The organism is Pseudomonadota bacterium, assembly GCA_022572885.1.
Taxonomy (GTDB): Bacteria; Pseudomonadota; Gammaproteobacteria; order Steroidobacterales; family MnTg04; genus MnTg04.
The window spans coordinates 1-16,690 of the sequence record JACZVC010000007.1 but is presented as its reverse complement, the minus strand read 5'-3'; the positions used below and the strand labels follow the sequence as shown (position 1 = coordinate 16,690).

At 60.6% G+C, this 16,690-nt stretch carries 14 protein-coding genes; 12 read left to right on the top strand and 2 right to left on the bottom strand.

Translation table 11 applies throughout. From position 1 onward, the window contains the following. Nucleotides 1–490: 490 nt before the first annotated feature. On the bottom strand, nt 491–2,179 hold the full coding sequence (locus IIA05_03840; GenBank protein ID MCH9026235.1) for a tetratricopeptide repeat protein: 1,689 nt from the start codon (nt 2,177–2,179) through the stop codon (nt 491–493). Between the two features lie 46 nt (nt 2,180–2,225). On the opposite strand from IIA05_03840, the gene IIA05_03835 reads away from it, so the two are divergent. The 4 genes from IIA05_03835 (at nt 2,226) to IIA05_03820 (ending at nt 6,039) form a co-directional block, all read left to right on the top strand. Beyond that, a complete protein-coding gene (locus tag IIA05_03835) occupies nt 2,226–3,065 on the top strand; it encodes an SDR family NAD(P)-dependent oxidoreductase (GenBank protein ID MCH9026234.1) in 840 nt (279 codons plus the stop codon). Between the two features lie 71 nt (nt 3,066–3,136). Further along, nucleotides 3,137–3,469 carry a zinc ribbon domain-containing protein gene (locus tag IIA05_03830; protein ID MCH9026233.1) on the top strand — a complete coding sequence of 111 codons (333 nt, stop codon included), beginning with the start codon at nt 3,137–3,139 and terminating at the stop codon, nt 3,467–3,469. 137 nt (nt 3,470–3,606) lie between these two features. Then, entirely contained in the window at nt 3,607–5,391 is a 1,785-nt protein-coding gene (gene aspS, locus IIA05_03825; GenBank protein ID MCH9026232.1) for an aspartate--tRNA ligase, read from the top strand. A 60-nt stretch (nt 5,392–5,451) separates the two neighbouring features. Continuing rightward, nucleotides 5,452–6,039: an alpha/beta fold hydrolase gene (locus IIA05_03820; protein MCH9026231.1), complete on the top strand. Its 588-nt coding sequence runs from the start codon at nt 5,452–5,454 to the stop codon at nt 6,037–6,039. Between the two features lie 32 nt (nt 6,040–6,071). Here IIA05_03820 and mutS read toward each other — a convergent pair whose 3' ends face one another. Continuing rightward, on the bottom strand, nt 6,072–8,615 hold the full coding sequence (gene mutS, locus IIA05_03815) for a DNA mismatch repair protein MutS (GenBank protein ID MCH9026230.1): 2,544 nt from the start codon (nt 8,613–8,615) through the stop codon (nt 6,072–6,074). Nucleotides 8,616–8,778: 163 nt separating this feature from the next. Between mutS and waaF the strand changes: the two genes are divergently transcribed. The 8 genes from waaF to IIA05_03775 form a co-directional block, all read left to right on the top strand. Beyond that, a complete protein-coding gene (waaF, locus tag IIA05_03810; protein MCH9026229.1) occupies nt 8,779–9,849 on the top strand; it encodes a lipopolysaccharide heptosyltransferase II in 1,071 nt (356 codons plus the stop codon). Beyond that, nucleotides 9,846–10,931, top strand: a complete 1,086-nt coding sequence (locus IIA05_03805; protein MCH9026228.1) for a glycosyltransferase — start codon at nt 9,846–9,848, stop codon at nt 10,929–10,931. Before waaF ends, IIA05_03805 begins: the two co-directional genes overlap by 4 nt. Nucleotides 10,932–10,958: 27 nt before the next feature. Next, entirely contained in the window at nt 10,959–11,453 is a 495-nt protein-coding gene (locus IIA05_03800; GenBank protein MCH9026227.1) for a nicotinamide-nucleotide amidohydrolase family protein, read from the top strand. Nucleotides 11,454–11,463: 10 nt separating this feature from the next. After that, entirely contained in the window at nt 11,464–12,060 is a 597-nt protein-coding gene (gene thpR, locus IIA05_03795; GenBank protein ID MCH9026226.1) for an RNA 2',3'-cyclic phosphodiesterase, read from the top strand. A gap of 74 nt (nt 12,061–12,134) precedes the next feature. Beyond that, on the top strand, nt 12,135–13,178 hold the full coding sequence (recA, locus tag IIA05_03790) for a recombinase RecA (protein ID MCH9026225.1): 1,044 nt from the start codon (nt 12,135–12,137) through the stop codon (nt 13,176–13,178). Continuing rightward, nucleotides 13,156–13,653 (top strand): regulatory protein RecX, encoded by a 498-nt coding sequence (locus IIA05_03785; GenBank protein ID MCH9026224.1) that lies wholly within the window; start codon nt 13,156–13,158, stop codon nt 13,651–13,653. Before recA ends, IIA05_03785 begins: the two co-directional genes overlap by 23 nt. 12 nt (nt 13,654–13,665) lie before the next feature. Next, entirely contained in the window at nt 13,666–16,266 is a 2,601-nt protein-coding gene (alaS, locus tag IIA05_03780) for an alanine--tRNA ligase (GenBank protein MCH9026223.1), read from the top strand. 32 nt (nt 16,267–16,298) lie between these two features. After that, on the top strand, nt 16,299–16,690 hold a 392-nt coding region (locus tag IIA05_03775), incomplete at its 3' end, for an aspartate kinase (GenBank protein MCH9026222.1).

The window sequence follows — 16,690 nt, the reverse complement described above, 5'->3', positions numbered from 1 at the left end:
CTGAAGCTCTGTCCGCGACGAAACCGCCGGGGGAATCCACGGCCTTAACTCAACCGCCGGTGGCAACGGGGTAGAATCCGACCATTACGCAAAATTCACGTTTCAATCATTGATTGTGCATTGCTCATATGCGCAAAAAAATAGTGGGTTTGTGACGCAGCTCAACGACTTCATTTCTCAAAAGTATTTAATATCGAATTGGGTAATCGGGAACACCCTTTTATCCAGATGGCAACCATAAGGGGGTAAATATTCGGAGGATGCTATGAAATCGTTAATCGGTATAATTCTATTTCTTGCCGCTTGTACGTCACAGTATCCCTTTAATCCGCAGAAACAGGGCTACCACCCTAACGTCCCCGAAGTAAAAAACCACATGACCTGTCTCGAATATTGCGAGCTCACGGGCGATTGTAATGCTTGGACGCACAGGCGGGCGAAATCTCACAGTTACGGTTGCCGCTTGTATTTCCCGCGACAAAAGAACGGCTCAGGTTTCTAGATTGATTTCCCCCAGTATCGATGGCACTCGGGCGCGCTGGCCGAATAACATTGTGATGTTGATTCGACGATTTTCCAGGCCGGTTTTGAAACGGATGTTGTCGGTCTTGTGGATCAGGTTGGAATGAAACAGTACCGCGCGGTTGCAGCGATGAGTCACGACCACCGAATCTGATCCTTTGGCAAAAGCCTCGATCGCGTCGTACTCATTATTGTACTTGTCAAAATCCCATTCCACTGGCGCCTCTTTCGTGTAGACAATCAAGCCGCCGCTTGCGGGGTCCTCGTTGGCCTCATCGGGCGTGATCCAGAAATTGAGATTGACGGCGGCGGCATCGGCATGGGCCGTGATCCCGCTCATCTCGCTGTCATAAATGTAACCCCACATCTGGTTCAGCGGGTGTTGCCCCAGGATTTCCGGCAGTTTCTCGCGCAGTTCACCGGCCAGTTGCATCAACAGGTCATTGCCAAAGCCGTCCTGCATGTAACTGCCGCAATAGCCGCCGGCTTTGCGGAAATCAAACCAGACCGTGGATTCCAGGCAGTAATCGCGCAACCGCTTGAGCGCATCGGCTTTCAGGAAATTGTCGATAACCACCAGACCGGGGCTTTGTGCGCGATAGCTTCCGTCGATGCCCGCAAAGTCCAGATCAGGATTGAGCGCCCCCCCGGGCACGGTGTTGGCCGGGGTCAGGTGCATCAGGCGGCCATTGGTCGGGCCGATGCGTTTGAATTGCTCTTCGTTCATGACGATTCGGTGTGAAGTAGGTCTGGTTGCCTCGATTTCCGCAATAACTTCGCGGTAGCGGCCGGCCAGACCGGCATTGGCCGGAGACAGCCGGCCCCGGGCGCCCAGGTATTCCAGTTGTTCGGCCTGCAACTTCAGATGATGTAAGGATGTCAGCCTGGCCTCGGGATTTTGCTGCAGCACTTTCGCCAGATCGCCGGGACAGGGCAACCGATACAAGCGCATGGCTCGCTCGTAGCAGTTCAGTGCATCGGCAAGCTGGTCCTTGTCTTTTAGCAAAGTGCCCAGGTTTTGCCAGACTTCGTGGTTGCCGGTCTCCGTCTCGAGCACCTGCCGGTACAGTGATTCGGCTTCATCCAAACGACCCTGGGCCTGGAAAACGGCCGCCAGGTTGCGTCGCGCCAGTTGCAACTTCGGCTCCCGGTCCAAAGCCATCCGGTATTGCGCCGCGGCTTCATCGAGCAGACCGGCCTGGTGGTAGCTCAGGCCGGCGTCGAGCATAGCTTCGGGATGATCTTCGGACTGATCGACAAAATTTTCCAAGGTGGCGCGTCCCCGGTCCGTGTGTCCCGCTGCCAGCCGGGCCTCGCCCAGCTCAAGCAGTTCTCGTGGATCGCAACTTGCCTCGTCGGTACAGGCTTCGAAACACCTGACGGCTTCATCGTTTTTGCCCAGGACACGCAAGCAGCGCCCCATCCAGCGCCGCGCAGCAGCCATCTCCGGCGCAATCTGCAAAACCGATTGGAGATGACCGACCGCGATCGATGGATTAGCTCGCGACACCTCTATCATGGCCAGCCCGAACCGGCTTTGTGGGTCACGGGGGTATTCGCTCGCCAGAGCCTGATACAATCCGGCGGCATCTTCCAGCCGTCCTTGTTGCTGCAGACGGTTGGCTTGTTGCAGGCGCTCTTCGGCGGTGGGATCCATCGCGATTACTGGCTTTTTGGGCTTATTGACTGAGGAACGGAAAGCAATGGCAGGCGACTATAACAAAAGCGTACTGGTGACGGGTTGCTCCTCCGGTATTGGGCGGGCGAGCGCCGATTTGCTCAAGGATGAGGGGTTTCGGGTGTTTGCCACTGCGCGTACCCGCGAAGATATCGAAGAGCTTGTGCATGCCGGTTTTGAGACGATCAGCCTGGATGTCAGCGATGCTCAGTCGGTACGCAATTGTATGGTGGAAGTGGACCAGGCTTGCGACGGGAAACTGTTTGGCCTGGTCAACAATGCCGGCATCGGTCAGCCAGGCGCTTTGGAGGATATCAGCCGGGAAACGCTGGAGAAGCAATTCCAGGTCAATGTGTTCGGCTGCCACCAGTTGACCCGTCATGCCCTGCGCATGATGCGCGAACAGGGTAGCGGACGAATCGTGCAGATCAGCTCGATGCTGGGATTCGTCGCGCTGCCGTATTTCGGCGCATACAACGCCAGCAAATACGCGCTTGAAGGGCTGAGCGACACGCTGCGCCTGGAACTGATAGGCTCGGGAATTTTCGTATCGCTGGTCGAGCCCGGCCCGATTGAAAGCCATTTCCGGAACACCGCAACCAGCCTGTTCACGGAGGAGATTACGGCCGCCGGCAGTGCCCACCAGCAGGCATACCAGAAAATGCATGAGCGTTACCAGCGTGGGCAATCGACTTCAAAATTTGCGCTGGGACCGGAAAAAGTGGCCGCGGTCGTGCTCAAGGCGATGACCAGCACAAAACCGAAAGCTCGCTACCGGGTGACTACGCCGGCCAAGCTGACGGCCGTCTTAAAGCGTTTGTTGCCGACCCGGTGGCTGGACCAGCTCATGCTGCGAATCGGCTGATGGCGCTAAGCACTTGAAAAACGACGCCAAGGCCTTATCTTTCGATGCCCTCGGTCCTCAAGGAGCCGTCAGTGCCAATTTACGAATACCAGTGTAAGGCGTGCGCGCACAGTCTCGATGCCTTACAGAAGATCGGTGCCGAGCCGTTGCTGACTTGCCCATCGTGTGGCCAGCAGAGTTTGAAACGATTGGTGTCGGCGCCGCGATTCCGGCTCAAGGGCAAGGGCTGGTACGAAACCGATTTCAAGACAGGGGGTCAACGCAACCTGGCGGGTGACGACAACAAGGGTGCGCCTGCGGACAAAAAAAAGGCCGCGTCCGAAAAGTCCGGCGACAGCAAATCGGCAGCGGGGAAAAGCGCCGGCGACGCCGCAAAATCCACCGCCGGCAAGTCGTCTGCCTGAAGACCGCCCTGGCGGAAAATCTTGCCGGCCGCTGGCAGACCTGCAATCAACCGATTTGGCTTGCCAGCCAACCGGCCAGACCCTAGAATTTTGCGTCTTTTACACGGCGGCAAACGCCGCTGCAACGGATAATCAGCATGCGCAGCCATTATTGTGGCCAGGTCAATGAAAGCCATATAGACCAGACCCTGGAAGTCTCGGGCTGGGTCCACCGCCGTCGTGACCATGGGGGCGTCATTTTTATCGATTTGCGGGATCGTGAAGGATTGCTGCAAGTGGTCTTCCATCCGGATGCGCCGGAGATTTTCACACTGGCCGAGCGCGTGCGCGGGGAGTACGTGCTCCAAGTCAAAGGCCGGGTACGCCGGCGTCCCGAGGGTACCGCCAACCCGAAAATGCCGACCGGCCAGGTGGAACTGCTGGCCGAAGAACTGACCATCCTGAACACCTCGGACACGCCGCCGTTTCATCATGACGAGCATGCCAACGAAGAGTTGCGCTTGCGCTATCGCTATCTCGACCTGCGCAAGGCTAAGGTGCAGGCCCGGTTTTTCATGCGTCACCAGGTCACGCGCGCGTTGCGCCGTTATCTCGATGACAACGGCTTCATCGACATTGAAACCCCGATGCTGACGCGCGCGACGCCGGAAGGCGCCCGCGATTACCTGGTACCCAGCCGGACCCACCCGGGGCAGTTTTTTGCCTTGCCGCAGTCGCCGCAACTGTTCAAGCAGCTACTGATGATGTCGGGCATGGATCGCTACTACCAGATCGTGCGCTGTTTCCGCGACGAGGACCTGCGCGCCGACCGGCAGCCCGAGTTCACCCAGCTCGATATCGAGACTTCGTTCATGGACGAGGCGGGCATCATGGGCCTGATGGAAGTGATGATTCGCGAGTTGTTCAAGGAAATTCTGGATGTCGATCTGGCCGATCCGTTTCCGCGGATGAGCCACGCCGAGGTGGTGCAGCGCTTCGGGACCGATTGCCCGGACCTGCGCATACCGCTGGAACTGGTCGAAGTCTCCGACTTGATGGCTGGCGTCGAATTCAAGGTATTCGCAGGCCCTGCCGCGGATGCGAATAGCCGCGTGGCGGTACTCAAGGTCCCGGGCGGCAGCCAGCTGACGCGCAAGGCGATTGACGACTACACCACCTTTGTCGGCCGCTATGGCGCTCGCGGGCTCGCCTATATCAAGGTCAATGAGGCCGGCAAAGGCCGCGAGGGTTTACAGTCGCCGATCCTCAAATTCCTGCCGGACGCCGTGGTCGACAATCTGCTCGAACGGACCGGCGCCGAAGATGGCGACCTGCTGTTTTTCGGCGCGGACAAGGCACAGGTGGTCAACGATGCGCTGGGGGCTTTGCGCGAAAAACTCGGTCGTGACCTCGGTCTGATCGAGGAAGGCTGGCGGCCGCTGTGGGTTGTCGATTTTCCGATGTTTGAACGCGACTCGGAGAATGCGCGCTGGAACGCATTGCATCATCCGTTTACCGCGCCCGCAAACCCCGACCCCGAGGCGTTGAAAGCCGATCCCGAAAACGCGCTGTCACGCGCTTACGACATGGTGTTGAACGGATCTGAAGTCGGTGGCGGCTCGTTGCGTATTCATGATCGCGAGATGCAGACAGCCGTGTTTGAGTTGCTGGGTATCGGCGCAGACGAAGCCCGCGAAAAATTCGGTTTCCTGCTGGAGGCTCTGCGCTACGGCTGCCCGCCCCACGGCGGCATCGCCTTTGGCCTCGACCGGCTGGTGATGCTGCTCGCCGGTGCCGACAGTATTCGCGAAGTGATTGCCTTCCCGAAAACGCAATCCGCACATTGTCCGCTGACCAACGCTCCAAGCGTTGCCGATGAGCAGCAATTGCGCGAACTGGGCATACGCATTCGCCGCCCGCAGGCTGAGGAAAAACCGCAGTAACGGGTTGGCGGTCGAGTGAATCCTGCCGACCAATGTGTTGTTGTTGTCCATGGATTGTGGATGCACGGGTTTACCTCGTTGCCGATGGCCGGGCACCTGCGCCGAAACATGCATTGCCCGGTTTATACCTTCGACTACTGGTCTATGCTGAGCTCCCTCGATCATAACTCGGACCGGCTGTTCGATTACTGCCAGGCCCTCGATGAACACACTGTGCACTTGGTCGGACATAGCCTGGGCGGCCTCGTCGTCGTCAATATGCTGAATCGCCACGACTTCGACCCACCGGGGCGCGTGGTGGCTATCGGCTCGCCATTTGCCCATTCCGAGTCGGGTAAACGGTTCGCTAGAATCCCTCTGCTCGGGATGGCTCTTGGGCGCAGCATCACCCAGGCGCATGGCCGGGAACCGATGACTTACCGCGGTGAGCGCGAGATCGGCGTCATTATCGCCACCAAGCCACGGGGACCGGGGAAAATCCTCGGCAGCATGGATGCGACGCACGACGGCATCGTATTTGCCGATGAAACGCGTTTGCCCGGTGCAAAAGAAATCCTGGAGATGCCCGACCAGACCCACACGACGTCCTATTTCTCGCGTCAGGCCGCCGACCGGGCCGCGGATTTTCTACGCAACGGAAAATTTTAACGGGTCTGCATATCGCCCGGGCGATAGCCGCATTATTTCTCGATCATCTGTTTCAGGCGATAAACCAGGTCCAGCGCCTGGCGTGGGGTCAGGCCATCCGCATCGATCGTTTGCAACAGCTCGGTCGCCGGGTCGGGTTCGGGCTCGTCCATTGCCGGCGGCGCCAGCGCCAGTTCGGCCTGGCCGTCGCGCCCGGCCATCCTGAGTTGCTGTTGTTCCAGTCTTTCCAGGTATTGCCGGGCATGGCGGATCGCTCGTTGCGGCATCCCGGCCAGCGCGGCGACCTGCAGTCCGTAACTTTGGTTGGCCGGGCCTTCCCTGACGCTGTGCAGGAAGACCAGTTTGCCGTTGTGTTCGATCGCGTCCAGGTGCACGTTGTGGCAGCTTGGCAATTCCTTGGCCAGGTCGGTCAGTTCGAAGTAGTGGGTGGCGAACAGGGTAAACGCGCCAATATGTTCCGCAATATAATGGGCGCTCGCCCAGGCCAGCGACAGGCCGTCAAAGGTGCTGGTGCCGCGGCCTATTTCATCCAGCAAAATCAGGCTGCAACGCGTTGCGTTGTTCAGGATGTTTGCCGTTTCCGACATCTCGACCATGAACGTCGAGCGGCCACCGGCCAGGTCATCTGCCGCGCCAATGCGGGTGAATATACGATCCAGCGGTCCGATGACCGCTCTTTTGGCCGGCACGAAACTGCCGATGTGGGCAAGGATCGCGATCAGCGCGGTTTGCCGCATATAGGTGGATTTGCCGCCCATGTTGGGTCCGGTGATCACCAGCGTGCGGCGTTGTTCGCCGAGGTCGAGGCTGTTGGGTACAAAGGGGTCATCGAGGACCTGTTCGACGACAGGGTGGCGGCCGTCCGTGATTTGCAATATTGGCTGATCGCGCAGTTCGGGGCGGCACAAGTCCAGTGTGATCGACCGTTCCGCCAGGTTGCCCAGCACATCGATCTGCGCCAGCGCACTGGCGCTGTCCTGCAAAGCAGGCAACACCTCGCCCAGCGTCTCCAGCAATTCCTCGTATAACTGTTTTTCCCTGGACAGTGAGCGTTCCCTGGCGCTCAGGACTTTTTCCTCGAAGGCCTTGAGTTCTCCGGTGATGAATCGCTCGGCCGATTTCAGCGTTTGCCGGCGCGTGTATTCGGCGGGTACCTGGTCCGAATACAGACGCGATATCTCGATGTAATAACCGTGCACGCGGTTGTAGCCGACCTTGAGTCCGCGGATACCGGTTCTTGCTTTCTCCCTGGCCTCGAGGTCGAGCAGAAACTGATCGGCGTTTTCGCTCAGCGAGCGTAGTTCGTCCAGTTCTTCGTCGTAGCCGGTGGCGATCACGCCGCCATCGCGAATCAGTACCGGCGGCGTTTCAATGATGGCGCGTTCCAGCAAGTCGCGGGTTTCGGGGTGTTCTCCGGCCAGGCCGCGCAAGCGGCGCAGCAGATCGGCTTTCGCGTTCGCCAGGATCGCGCCGAGGCGGGGCAGTCGCCCGAGGCTGTCCCGCAGTTGCGCCAGGTCCCTGGGTCTGGCCGATTTCAGCGCGATCCGTGCAAGAATTCGTTCCAGGTCGCCGACACCGGCAAGACACTCGCGGCTGTCGCGGTGAGCGTTGGTTTCCGCCAGTTCCGCCACCGCCTGGTAACGGCCTTCCAGTATCGACGGGTCGCGCAGCGGCCGGTTGATCCAGCGGCGCAAAAGGCGGCTGCCCATGGCGCCGGCGCAATGATCCATGATCCCGGCCAGGGTTTTTTTGTGATCGCCACTGAGGCTGAATTCGAGCTCGAGGTTGCGCCGGGTCGCGGCATCCATGACCAGCGCCTGGTCGCGCGTTTCGACGCGCAGACTCCTGATGTGCGGTACCGCGCTGCGCTGGGTGTCGGCAACGTACTGCAACAGGCACCCGGCCGCGCACAGCGCCGGACCGAGGACGTCGCCGCCAAAACCACTGAGATCGCGGGTGCCGAATTGCCTGCAGAGCAGATCGATCGCGGTTTCCTGGTCGTAATGCCAGGGCGGTCGCCGCCTGGTACCCGGTTGCTTGCCGGCGACGGCGGGTAATTCCAGATCCTCCGGGATCAGCAGTTCCGCCGGTCGCAGACGTTCCAGGTCGCCGGCCAGCTCGCTCTCGCCCACCGGTTCGCAAACACAAAAGCGGCCGCTGCTGATATCCAGCCAGGCCAGACCGTAGCCGCGTTGGTCACGGTATACCGAGGCCAGCAGCGTATCGCGTCGCGATTCCAGCAGCGAATCCTCGGTCACGGTACCCGGCGTCACGATACGCACGACTTTTCTTTCGACCGGGCCTTTCGCCGTGGCCGGGTCGCCGATCTGCTCGCAAATGGCCACCGATTCTCCCTGCCTGACCAGGCGGGCCAGGTAGTTATCGAGGGCATGTACCGGCACGCCGGCCATCGGTATTGCCTGTCCCGCGGTCTTGCCGCGTGAGGTCAGGGCGATATCGAGCAGCCTCGATGCGCGGCGCGCGTCATCGAAAAACAACTCGTAAAAGTCGCCCATGCGATAGAACATCAGCAAATCGGGATGCTCGGCCTTGATGCGCAAATACTGCTGCATCATCGGCGTGTGTTTTTCGGCGGCGGCGCTGCTCACGGGTGATTGTCGCTGGTCGGTTTCAAGGCAATGCATGCTAGTCGGCGCCTCGCGTGCTGGCAAATCGCAAGGATAACTTGCAAAAATATGGGATGATGGCGTGGTGAAAGATCGTCCGCGCCGAAACCAGATGCGTCCCGATTCCATACTCATCGTCCGTTTATCCGCCATGGGCGATATCGTGATGGCGACGCCGCTTGCCTCGGCGCTGAAAAGAACCTACCCGATGGCGAAAATCTGCTGGCTGGTGCAGCCGGAATGGCGCGATTTGCTGGCCGGCCACCCGGCGGTCGACGAGGTTCTGGTCTGGCCCAGGAATGAGTGGGCGGCGCTTTGGCGCGAGAAAAAACTGTGGTCGTTGCTGCGCGCGGTACGGTCTTTTGGCGCGTATCTTAAAAGCTTTGCTTTTGACCTGGGAATCGATGCACAGGGACTGTTGAAGAGCGCTTTGTTGCTAAGGCTGTCCGGCGCCCGGCATCGCATCGGTCTCAAATCAAAGGAGCGCTCGCACTGGCTACTGGACCAGGCGGTGGCCGCCAACCCCGACAACAGCCGGATCAGTTCGGAGTATCTGAGCCTGGCCAGGGCGCTTGGCCTGGTCACCGGGTCTTTCGAGCCCACGCTCGAGCTCGATGGTGAGCAGCGCGCGGCGAGCAAGCGATTGCTCGCCAGCCTGGACGTGTCTCGCCCGTATCTCACCCTTTGCCCTTTTACCACCCGGCCGCAAAAACACTGGCCGGAAGCGTATTGGGCGGAACTCGGGAGCGCATTGTGTCAGCAGTCGGGGGGGCCGGTGCTGTTGCTCGGCGGCAAGGCGGATGAGGCCGCGGCTCGCCGCATCGTTGATCTGGCCGGCGCAAACAGAAACGGGCGGTTGTTGAACCTGGCGGGCCGGACCACCATCGCGGAGGCGGCCGGGCTGGTTGCCGGCAGCGAGCTGGTGGTTGCCGTCGACACGGGTCTCGGGCACATGGGTGTCGCCTTCAACCGGCCGACCGTCATGCTGTTTGGCTCGACCCGGCCCTATACCGTGACCACCCAGGACAATGTCGAGGTCCTTTATCGCGATATGCATTGCGCCCCTTGCCGCAGGCGGCCGACCTGTAACGGAGCGTACACCTGTATGAAGAATCTGGCGGTCGGTGATGTGCTGCAGCATTGTCGCGAACTGGCGCCGGATCTCGCAAGGCCGCGGCCATGAAAATACTGCATGTAGAAACCGGCCGGCACCTGTGGGGCGGCGCGCAGCAGGTTCTCTACCTGATCCACGGCCTGGGGCGGCTGGGCATTGCCAATGTGCTGGTTTGCACCGAAAACAGCGCGGTCTCCGATAACGCCGCAAAAGACTGTTCGGTGGTTGCGCTGCCGATGGCCGGCGATCTGGACCTGGCCTTCATCGGCAGGCTCAAGGCGGTCTTGAAAGCAGAACAACCCGACCTGGTTCATGTCCACAGCCGGCGCGGCGCCGACCCCCTGGCCGCGATTGCGGCCCGCCTGCATGGCGTCCCGGTGATCGTATCGCGGCGCGTCGACAATGCGGAAAATCGCTGGCTGGCACGATTGAAATACCGCCTTTACCAGAAGGTGATCGTGGTTGCCGATGGTATCCGCGATGTGTTGCTGGCCGAAGGCGTGCCCGAGGACCACCTGAGACTGGTACATAGCGGTGTCGACCAACGCAGGTTCAAGCCGGATCCCGATCGCGGCTGGCTGGCAGCGAATCTCGGTATCGCCGAGGAGACGATCGTCATCGCCATGGTCGCGCAATACATCCATCGCAAGGGTCATCACATCATGCTCGACGCCCTGCCAGCGGTGCTTGAAAAACACCCCGATCTGCAGGTGCTTTGTTGCGGCAGTGGCCCGGAAAAGGAGGCGCTGGCAGAGCAAGTCGAAAAGCGCGGTTTGGCGGAGCATGTCCGGCTGCTGGGATTTCGCGACGACCTGGAGAAAATTTTGCCGTGTTGCGCCATCGCGCTGCACCCGGCGCTGACCGAAGGGATTTGCGGTGCGGCGTTGCAGGCGCAAAGCTGCGGCGTACCGGTCATTGCCACCAGGGTCGGGGGCTTGCCGGAAGCGGTGGCCGAGGATATCAGCGGTCTGCTGGTTAGCGCCGGCGACGTGGAGCAGTTGAGCCGCGCAATACGCCGCTTGCTCGACGACGGGGTATTGCGGCAACGGCTGGGAGCTGCGGGGCCCGGGTACGTGGCGGACCGGTTTTCGATTTCCGCGATGGTGCAGGGTAATCTGGAGGTCTACAGGGAAGTTCTGAATCGGCATTGAGATCCGGCCGAGGATGAAGGATGGCAAATGTACAACGACAAAGAGCTTTATGAACTGGCCGAAAAGGTTGGCCGGCATTTGAAAAGCAGCGGCCGCAAGCTGACGATCGCTGAATCGTGCACCGGTGGCTGGATCGCCAAGGCCATTACCGATGTGCCCGGCAGTTCACAATGGTTCGAGTACGGTTTTTCTGTTTATGCCGACATTGCCAAGCGCGATTTGCTGGGGATCGATATCAACACGCTTGAAGCCGAGGGCGCGGTCAGCCAGCCGATCGTGACCGCAATGGCCGAAAGCGCGCTGGACCGGGCCAAGGCCGACGTGGCGGTAGCCGTCAGTGGCGTCGCCGGCCCGGATGCCTCGCCAGACGGTAAGGCGATCGGCACGGTCTGGATGTGTTGGTCGTCGCGGCGCGGCCAGGCGGTGGAGAGCAGCGCCAGGATCAAGTTTTTCAAGGGCGATCGTGAGCAGATTCGCCGTTACGCGGTCGGCAACGCACTGAAGGGTCTGCTCAAATTGTGAAACGCCGCCGGTGAGCGAACCCGCCCAACGGCTGTTCTTCGCGCTGTGGCCGGACCAGGCCCAGCGTTCCCGGCTTGCCGAAGTGACCCGCCACGCACGCCGGAAACTCAGCGAAGCCGGCGCGCGAACGGTCGATACCGCCAATATCCATATCACGCTGGCTTTCCTTGGTAATGTGCCGGATGGGCAATACCAGTGCGTGGCAAGGTCCGCCGGTCGCGTCCAGGCAAGCCGTTTCGATCTGCTGCTCGATCGCTGGGGCTTTTTCCGCCGGGCCCAGGTGTGTTACCTGACGTCGGCCGCGGTGCCCGGCGAGCTCGAACGGCTGGTGGGCCGGTTATGGGACGTGGCCGAGTCCTGCGGCCTCAAACCAGACCCGCGGCCTTACCAGCCGCACCTGACGCTGGCGCGCAAAGTCACTGCGAGGCTCGATCTGCCTGCGCCCGAGGGCGTCCTGTGGACGCCGGCCGATTTTGTCCTGGTGTCGTCCAAGACCCGTTCCGGCGGCCCCGTGTACCGGGTTCTGCAGCGCTGGCCCCTGATTGCCGCCGGCCGCGGGAACGGCCCGCACAAACAGTGGGATAGACCGACAAACCCGGCTGTTTAGCGGAGCATAATGTGGAATAATGAGTCTTTTCCGGGATCGCTTCTGGATCCCGGGGGCGACACGACAGGTGAGTAATGGACGACAACAGGAAGAAAGCCCTGGCCGCGGCACTCGGGCAAATCGAAAAGCAGTTTGGTAAAGGTTCGGTCATGCGCCTAGGCGATGCCGGCGCGATACGGGACATTGAGGTGGTATCGACCGGTTCGCTCGCGCTGGACGTTGCGCTGGGTGTCGGTGGCGTTCCCCGGGGACGGGTGGTTGAGATTTACGGCCCAGAAGCGTCCGGCAAAACGACGCTGGCGCTGCAAATCGTCGCGGAATGCCAGAAACTCGGCGGCACGGCCGCCTTCGTGGACGCCGAGCACGCACTGGACCCTGTTTACGCCGGCCATATCGGCGTCGATATCGATGAGCTGCTGGTCTCGCAACCGGATACCGGCGAGCAGGCGCTGGAGATCACCGACATGCTGGTGCGCTCAGGCGCGGTGGATATTATCGTCATCGACTCGGTGGCGGCATTGACCCCGAAGGCCGAGATCGAAGGCGACATGGGTGACCATCACGTTGGCCTGCACGCACGCCTGATGTCGCAGGCATTGCGCAAGCTGGCGGGCAACATCAGCCGCTCGAACACAATCGTCGTTTTCATCAACCAGATCCGTATGAAGATCGGCGTGATGTTCGGCAACCCGGAGACCACGACCGGTGGCAATGCGCTGAAATTCTATGCGTCGGTCCGTCTTGATATTCGCCGCATCGGCGCGATCAAGAAAGGCGACGAAATCATCGGCAACGAGACCCGGGTCAAGGTCGTCAAGAACAAGGTGGCGCCGCCGTTTCGGACCGCCGAATTCGAGATCCACTATGGCAAGGGAATCTCCCGTGAGGGCGAATTGATCGTCATGGGCGTGGCCAATGGTTTGGTCGAAAAAGCGGGGGCCTGGTACAGCTACAACGGCGAACGGATTGGCCAGGGCAAGGAAAATGCCCGCCGTTACCTGATGGATAATCCCGAGGCGGCGGCCGAAATCGAGAAAGCGCTGCGCACCAAGCTGTTGCCGACCAAGGTTGTGGAGGTCGAGACCGAAGCGCCGAATGAACTGGCAAAGGAAGCCTGAGCCCGCGGCAGAAGCGCTGGACGAAGCAAGCGCCCGGCGGTTGGCAATGAACCTGCTGGCGCGCCGTGAACATTCACGGCAGGAACTGAGCGACAAACTCGGCCGGCGAAACATCGAGCCGCGGACGCTGGAGTCGGTCATCGACCGGCTGAGCGCAGAGGGCCTGCAAAGTGACGGGCGCTTCGCGGAAAGTTATTCTCACAGCCGAATGCAACGCGGCCAGGGGCCGGTACGGATTCGTATGGAGCTGGGGCAACGCGGCGTGTCGGCAGCACTGATCGAAACAGCGATCGCGGCGTTGGCCGTGAACTGGCGGGATCTGGCCCGCGATGTACGGTGCAGGAAATTTGGCAGCGGCGCACCGGGCAGTTATAAGGACAAGGCACGCCAGTCGCGTTTCCTCCAGCATCGCGGATTCAGCCACGAGCAGATCCGCGCGGCGACGGCCATGGCAGACGACCCACAGGATGATTAGCCCAGGACAGCAATGAACAGCGCGCAACTCAGACAGGCGTTCCTCGATTTTTTTGCCGGCAAGGGCCACGAGATCGTGGCCAGCAGTTCATTGGTGCCTGGCGACGATCCGACGCTGCTGTTTACCAATGCCGGCATGGTGCAGTTCAAGGACGTCTTTACCGGCAAGGAAAAACGTCGCTATAAAACGGCGGTCAGTTCGCAGCGCTGCGTGCGTGCCGGCGGCAAGCACAACGACCTGGAAAACGTCGGTTATACTACCCGGCATCACACTTTTTTCGAAATGCTGGGCAATTTCAGTTTCGGCGATTACTTCAAGCAAGAAGCGATCGAATACGCCTGGGAATTCCTGACGAAAGACATGCAACTGCCGGCCGAGCGCCTTTGGGTCACCGTTTATGAAGAAGACGACGAGGCGGCCGATATCTGGCTGCAGCACATCGGCGTCGACCCGGCGCGATTTACCCGTCTGGGGATGAAGGAGAATTTCTGGGCGATGGGCGAAACCGGGCCGTGCGGGCCTTGCAGTGAAATTTTTTATGATCATGGCCCGGATGTGAGCGGCGGCGCGCCCGGCTCGGCGGACGAAGAAGGTGATCGCTATGTCGAGATCTGGAACCTCGTGTTCATGCAGTTCGACCGCTCCGCCGATGGTGAAATGACGCCATTACCCAAACCGTCCGTGGATACCGGCATGGGTCTCGAGCGCATGGCCGCGGTCATGCAGGGCACGACCAACAATTATGAAATCGACCTGTTTAAAAACCTGATCGAGTGTGCGGCAAAACTGACCGGCACCAAGGATTTGGGCAACAACTCGCTGCAGGTGATCGCCGATCATATCCGCGCCTGCAGTTTCCTGATTTGCGACGGCGTACTGCCGGCCAATGATGGCCGCGGCTATGTATTGCGGCGGATCATCCGGCGTGCGATCCGCCACGGCTTCATGCTCGGCATGGAAGAGCCGTTCTTCCACAAACTGGTCAAACCGCTGGTCAAGGAAATGGGTAAAGCCTACCCGGAACTCAAAAAAGCCCAGTCACACATCGAGAAAATGCTGCTCCAGGAAGAACGGCGTTTCGCCGAGACCCTGAGCCAGGGCATGGGCTTGCTGGAAGCAGTGATTGCCAGGCTCGAGGGCAAGGAGATTCCCGGCGACACGGTGTTCAAGTTGTATGATACCTATGGTTTTCCGCTGGACCTGACCGCCGATATCGCCAGGGAAAAAGGCCTGAGCATCGACCGCGAGGGTTTCGAACAGGCGATGGACGGCCAGCGCAGCAGGGCGAGGGCGGCCAGCAAGTTTGGTCAGCAACGGCAACAGGCGATCGAATTGGATGTAACAAGCGAATTCACCGGTCATGAATCACTGGCCAACGACGGTCGGGTCGTTGCGCTCTTCGATGAAAACGGACCGGCCGATACGCTGGGCAAGGGCCAGTCAGGCGAGATCGTGCTCGACAGCACCCCTTTCTATGGTGAAAGCGGTGGCCAGGTCGGCGATACTGGTGTGCTGGGCGCGAAAGGCGTCGAGTTTCGGGTCGAGGATTGCCGGAAATCCGGCGATGCCATCGTGCATGTCGGCACGGTCGCCAAAGGCAGCATCAAAAAAGGCGACCAGCTTGCCGCCGCGGTCGATGCCGGGCGACGCAATGACATAGTCTTGAATCACTCGGCCACCCACCTGTTGCATGCGGCATTGCGAACTTTGCTCGGTAATCACGTAACCCAGAAAGGATCGCTGGTCGCACCCGACCGGCTGCGCTTCGATTTCTCGCACTTCGAGCCACTCAGTGCGGAGAAGCTGGTCGAGATCGAGAGCCGGGTCAACCTCGAAATCCGGAAAAATACCGAGGCACAGAGCCGGACGATGAGCTATGACGATGCGATCGGCGCCGGCGTCATGGCCTTGTTCGGCGAGAAATACGGCGACCAGGTGCGGGTCATGAGCATCGGCGATTTTTCGACCGAGCTGTGTGGCGGCACCCACGTTCGGCGCACCGGCGATATCGGTTTTTTCAAGATTACCCAGGAAACCGGCGTGGCCTCCGGTGTCCGCCGGATCGAGGCGCTGACCGGCGAGGGCGCCATGGCCTGGTTGCAGGCGGAAGAGGATGCGAGCAATGCGCTGGGCGGAATGCTCAAGGCATCGCGCGGGGAACTGCCCGGCAAGGTGCGGAACCTGGTCGAACGCAACCGCCAGCTCGAAAAAGAGCTGGCCACGCTGCGCAAGCAACTGGCCAGCGGGCAGGGCGCGGACCCGGTCAGCGAGGCAGTGGATGTGCGGGGGGTCAAAGTGCTGGCCCGGCGTATCGATGGCGCAGATGCAAAAGCACTCAGGGACGCGGTCGATCAATTCAAGAACCAGCTCGGTAGCGCGGTCGTGGTTCTGGGCGCGGCCGATAACGGCAAGGTTCGCCTGGCGGCCGGGGTCAGCAAGGATCAACTCAAAGTCCTCAATGCGGGCCAGATCATTGGCATTGTTGCCAAGGCGGTCGGCGGCAAAGGGGGCGGCCGGCCCGACTTCGCCCAGGCCGGTGGCAACGATCCATCGAAGCTGGATGAGGCGTTGGCCAGTGTTTCCTCGCTGGTCGAGGCTGCGCTCAGCGACTGATCGTGTCGAGCTGAGTTGAGCAAACCTGTGACATGTCACTGATCGTTCAGAAATACGGCGGCACCTCGGTCGCATCGGTGGCGTTGATGGAAAACCACGCCCGGCGCGCCATGGAACTGCGCGAACAAGGCCACCAGGTGGTCCTGGTCCTGTCCGCGATGGGGGACAGCACCGACCGGCTGAACGATCTGGCCAATAGCGCCTGTCCCGATCCCGATCCCAGGGAACTAGATGCTCTGCTGGCCACTGGCGAGCAAGTCGCGGTATCGGTCATGGCGATCATATTGCGGCGCCTCGGTTGTCCGGCGCGCTCCTATACCGGCGCCCAGATTGGGATTCGGACCGAATCGGTGCCCGGCAAGGCCTGCATTACCGCTGTCGATACCGAGGTACTTAGCCGCGATATCGATGAGGGGTGCATCCC